The sequence below is a fragment of the Staphylococcus gallinarum genome (assembly GCF_000875895.1).
In the GTDB taxonomy this organism is placed as follows: Bacteria; Bacillota; Bacilli; order Staphylococcales; family Staphylococcaceae; genus Staphylococcus; species Staphylococcus gallinarum.
In genome coordinates this window covers 1-4992 of the sequence record NZ_JXCF01000044.1, presented here as the reverse complement: position 1 = coordinate 4992, position 4992 = coordinate 1, and the positions used below count along the sequence as shown (strand labels likewise).

At 33.8% G+C, this 4992-nt stretch carries 3 protein-coding genes; all 3 read left to right on the top strand.

Translation table 11 applies throughout. From position 1 onward, the window contains the following. A partial coding sequence (gene secA2 / locus SH09_RS12390) for an accessory Sec system translocase SecA2 (protein ID WP_042739960.1) occupies nt 1-2164 on the top strand: 2164 nt, incomplete at its 5' end. Nucleotides 2165-2181: 17 nt separating this feature from the next. Continuing rightward, complete coding sequence (gtfA, locus tag SH09_RS12385) at nt 2182-3690, top strand: accessory Sec system glycosyltransferase GtfA (RefSeq protein WP_013012261.1); 1509 nt, start codon at nt 2182-2184, stop codon at nt 3688-3690. Next, nucleotides 3683-4992 (top strand): accessory Sec system glycosylation chaperone GtfB (gtfB, locus tag SH09_RS12380; protein ID WP_042739959.1); only part of this gene is annotated, 1310 nt, incomplete at its 3' end. The genes gtfA and gtfB, both read left to right, overlap by 8 nt.

Sequence of the window (4992 nt, the reverse complement as noted above, 5' to 3'; positions counted from 1 at the left end):
TATGTATCCTAAAGATGTCCAAGTCTTAGGTGCGATAACATTACATGAAGGTGATATCGCTGAAATGCAAACTGGTGAAGGAAAGACGCTCACGGCAACGATGCCACTGTATTTAAATGCACTGACTAAAAAGGGTGCATATTTAATTACGACTAATGATTACTTAGCTAAAAGGGACTATCTAGAAATGAAACCATTGTATGAATGGTTAGGCTTAACGGCGTCTCTTGGCTTTGTTGATATACCTGATTATGAGTATCAAAGAGATGAAAAGAAACAGTTGTTCCAACACGATATTGTATATACCACAAATGGCAGAATTGGCTTTGACTATTTGATTGATAATTTAGCTGATAGTTTGGGTGGAAAGTTTTTACCAGAATTAAATTATGCAATTATTGATGAGGTCGATTCTATTATCTTAGACGCTGCGCAAACACCTCTTGTCATTTCGGGTGCACCACGTGTGCAATCTAATTTGTTTCATATTGTAAAGACATTTGTTGAAACATTAGAGGAAGATGAACATATAGAAATAAATAAATCTCAAAAGGAAATTTGGTTAACAGAGCAAGGTATACAAGCTGCGAATCATTATTTCGATGTTGAGAATATTTATGAGGAAGGTTACTTCGATTTGGTGCGCAATATTAACTTAGCTTTACGAGCTAAATTCCTATTTGATAGTAATCTGGATTACTTTATTCAAAATGGAGAAATCGTCCTAATCGACCGTATTACAGGACGTATGCTACCGGGGACGAAATTACAATCTGGCCTTCATCAAGCGATAGAAGCTAAAGAAGATGTGGAAATTTCAGATGATTTGAGTGTTATGGCTACGATCACTTTCCAAAATTTATTTAAGCAATTTGAACGTTTTTCAGGTATGACTGCAACAGGAAAATTAGGTGAATCAGAATTTTTTGATTTGTATTCAAAGGTCGTGATTCAAATTCCTACGGATAAACCAATTCAAAGGAAAGATTACGGTGATAAAGTATTTTTGAATGCAGAGGAGAAGAACCGAGCTATTCTAGAGGATGTGGTTGCCATACATGAAACAAAGCGGCCTGTATTATTGATTACACGCACAGCAGAAGTGGCGGAGCAATTTTCAACAGAATTATTCCAAATGAACATTCCGAATAACTTACTGATTGCGCAAAATGTTGCGAAAGAAGCGCAAATGATTGCAGAAGCAGGGCAATTATCAGCTGTAACGGTTGCTACTAGTATGGCAGGTCGCGGTACTGATATTAAACTTGCGAATGGTGTACACGAATTGGGTGGTTTGGCAGTAATTATAAGTGAACATATGGAAAATAGCAGAGTCGATAAACAATTACGTGGACGTTCTGGACGTCAGGGTGATCCAGGGACTTCGCAAATTTATATTTCACTCGATGATTATTTAGTACAACGCTGGGGAGAAGATAAATTAAGTGATAATAAACGGTTACAATCTATGGACACATCACGCTTATCTGATAGTCGTGTGTTTCAACATAGAGTACAAAGAATCGTAACGAAGGCGCAACGTGTATCTGAAGAGCAAGGTATGACGATGCGTGAAATGTCGAATGAATATGAAAAGAGTATTAGTGTTCAAAGGGATTTGATTTATCAAGAACGTGATAAAGTGCTGAACATGCAACGCGTAGAGGACTTTAATCTTGAGCAACTAGCAAAGGATGTTTTTCGACATGACGTATCGAAGCGGCAAGATAATTTAACACAAGAACAACTAGCAGAGTATATTTATAGCAATATTAGCTTTAAATTTGAAGGTGATATATCACAATTAAACTTAAAGCAACACGATAACGTAATCGATTTTTTATTAACAGAATTTCAAAATCAGTTAGCAGAGAATAAAGTCCAATTAAAAAATGATTATTTCTACATTAGATTTGTACAGAAGTCAATTTTAAAAGCGATAGATAGTGCTTGGATTAACCAAGTAGATAATTTACAACAACTTAAAGCAAGCGTAAATAATAGACAAAATGGCCAACGTAATGCCATTTTCGAATATCATAAAGTTGCATTAGAATCGTTTGAGCAAATGAATTATAAAATAAAGGGAAATATAATTAAAAATCTTTGTCAAAGTATTATCACTTATGATGAAGATGGCGATTTGGTCATACATTTTCCATAATTATGAGGTGTAGTGAAATGACAATTTATAATATAAACTTTGGAATTGGTTGGGCGAGTAGCGGTGTCGAATATGCACAAGCTTATCGTGCTAAATTGCTCAGAAATTCTAAGCATCAGATGAAATTTGTATTTTTAGATTTTATTCAATCTGAGAATATTCAAACATTAACACATAATATGGGGTTTTTAGATAGTGAAATTATTTGGTTATACCAATATTTTTCAGATATTAAAATAGCACCGACGACGTATACGATAGATGATATTCAGCGCCATTTAGATAACGATGTCACGCATATTGAAACAACAGGGAAGGTTAAGCGATTAATATTAAATAACAAACAAACCTTTGTGACTTGTTATTTGAAAGATAAGGATAGCGACATTGTTGATCGCGCTGAATTCGTTGTCAATGGTATGCTCATTCGCAAAGATTTTTATAGTTATGTGCGTACATTCTCCGAGTACTATGCGCCTTTTGACAATAAAGCTAAGCTGTATATGCGTCAATTTTATAATGAAAATGGCAGCGTAGCATATCGTGAGTACATCGATGGTGACTCAAGTGTCTATGTATTTAATGATGCAATTTTATATAGTAAGGAACAATTTGTTGCTTATTTTATTCAAAAATTACAACTAACAAGTAACGATATCGTTATCTTGGATAGGGCGACTCAAATTGGTCAATCTGTCTTGCAAAATAAAGGAGATAGTAAAGTTGGTGTCGTAGTTCATGCAGAACACTTTAGTAAAAGTATAATGAATGATACACACATTCTATGGAATAATTATTATGAATATCAATTTTCAAATGCACGAAATATAGATTTTTTTATAACTGCTACAGATATTCAAAATGACTTGTTAACACAACAATTTAAAAAATATACAAGTTATGTACCGAGAGTTAGAACGATTCCTGTAGGTAGTTTGGACACATTAAAGAGACCGAAAAGGAAACGTAAACCTTATACGATGATTACTGCATCTAGACTAGCTAGTGAGAAGCATGTTGATTGGATTGTACGTGCTGCGATTAAGGCGAAACAAGAAATTCCTGACTTAATATTTGATATTTATGGTGAAGGTGGAGAAAAAGGAAATATACAACAAATAATTGAAACATCTAAAGCAGAGGATTATATCCGTTTACGTGGTCATGTGAACTTAGATGATATATATAAACAATATGATTTATTTGTGTCTGCCTCAACGAGTGAAGGATTTGGATTGACATTGATGGAAGCTGTTGGCTCTGGTTTAGGAATGTTAGGATTTGATGTAAATTATGGTAATCCTACCTTTATCAATGACAAAAAGAATGGTTATTTGATTCCTATTGCATTAAATGAAGATAGTGTAGATACGATTGTTTCACGTCTGGCAGACCATATGGTGTCTTATTTCAACAAAGATTTGCGTAAACCACACGAAGAATCATATAAAATCGCCAAACCATTCAAGACAAAACATATAGAACAACAATGGAATAATCTATTGGAAGAGGTGCTCCATGATTAATTTATTTGAACATTTTGACCTGAAAACAGAGAGATTATATGAAACACTACAGTTAGCTGGACATGATAATCAGACTATAGTATTAAATGATAGTGGTTTTTTACCTGATCAAATGACATCACCATATCAATACTTTGCTAACAACAACATTACTGCAGCAGATAAGCCAAAGTTTTTTAATGAAATCAATGTACCTCCCTATTGGGTTATTGAGGGCACCAATGACAATGCAGAGATTAAAGATATGGGGAAGGTGAGAGGGCGCATACTTTACCAACCTAATTATCAAGCGAGAATCGTCAACCGTGTAGAATGGTTGGATGAAGATGGTCAAATTCGATTTGTAGACCACTATACCAAACATGGCATTAAATTTGCGCAAACAGTCTATGATAAAAGAGGCGTAGCAATATTTAAAAAATACATGGATCGAGCAGGTAAGGATGTCATCTATGAAAATTACGTAACGAAGGACATTGTTTTAGATTGGAAAGGAAAATCGCACTTCTTTGATTCAGAAGTAGCATTTATTATGTTTTATTTACAGACCTTAAATTTAGAAACACAAAACTTTGTTATTAATTCACTAGCGACATCGTTTGCAGTCCTTTATAATTTGTCTACACCAGGAAATGATATTTTATTCTGGCAAGAAGAAAGTCACGGCAATATACCAGGTAATATGCAACTGATATTAAATCATGAACTACAACGTAATATAATGATTCATATTCCTGAGCAAGATGAATATCAAACGATTACGAATCAACTTGCTGACACTAAGCGTAAACAAATTATCCCTTCAGGTTATCTGTATAAGTATAAGAAAAAGAACAGACATACGAAGGAAGCACTTATTATGACGAATTCAGATCAATTGCTGAATATTGAGCTGTTTTTAGAAAAATGTCCAGATATTACATTTCACATTGCAGCAATTACCGAAATGTCTACAAAGTTAATGAATTTAAGTAGCTATGCCAATGTTAAACTTTATTCAACTGTTGATGCTGAAACAATTGAACGTTTGTATCAAAGTTGTGATTTATATTTAGATATTAATGAAGGTAAAGAAATTATGGGTGCACTAAATAAAGCTTTTGAATATGAATTGCTAATCATGGGTTATAATGATATCGCTCATAATCAAGTGTTGACTGCTAAAGCCAATTTATTTAGTAAACAAAGCGTAGGTAGTGAGTTTATTCCTACATTGTTGAAGATTACGCAAGATAAGGCAACATTCGCCAAACACTTAACAACTCAAAAAGAACATGCTAATGAAGTAAATAAACATTATTT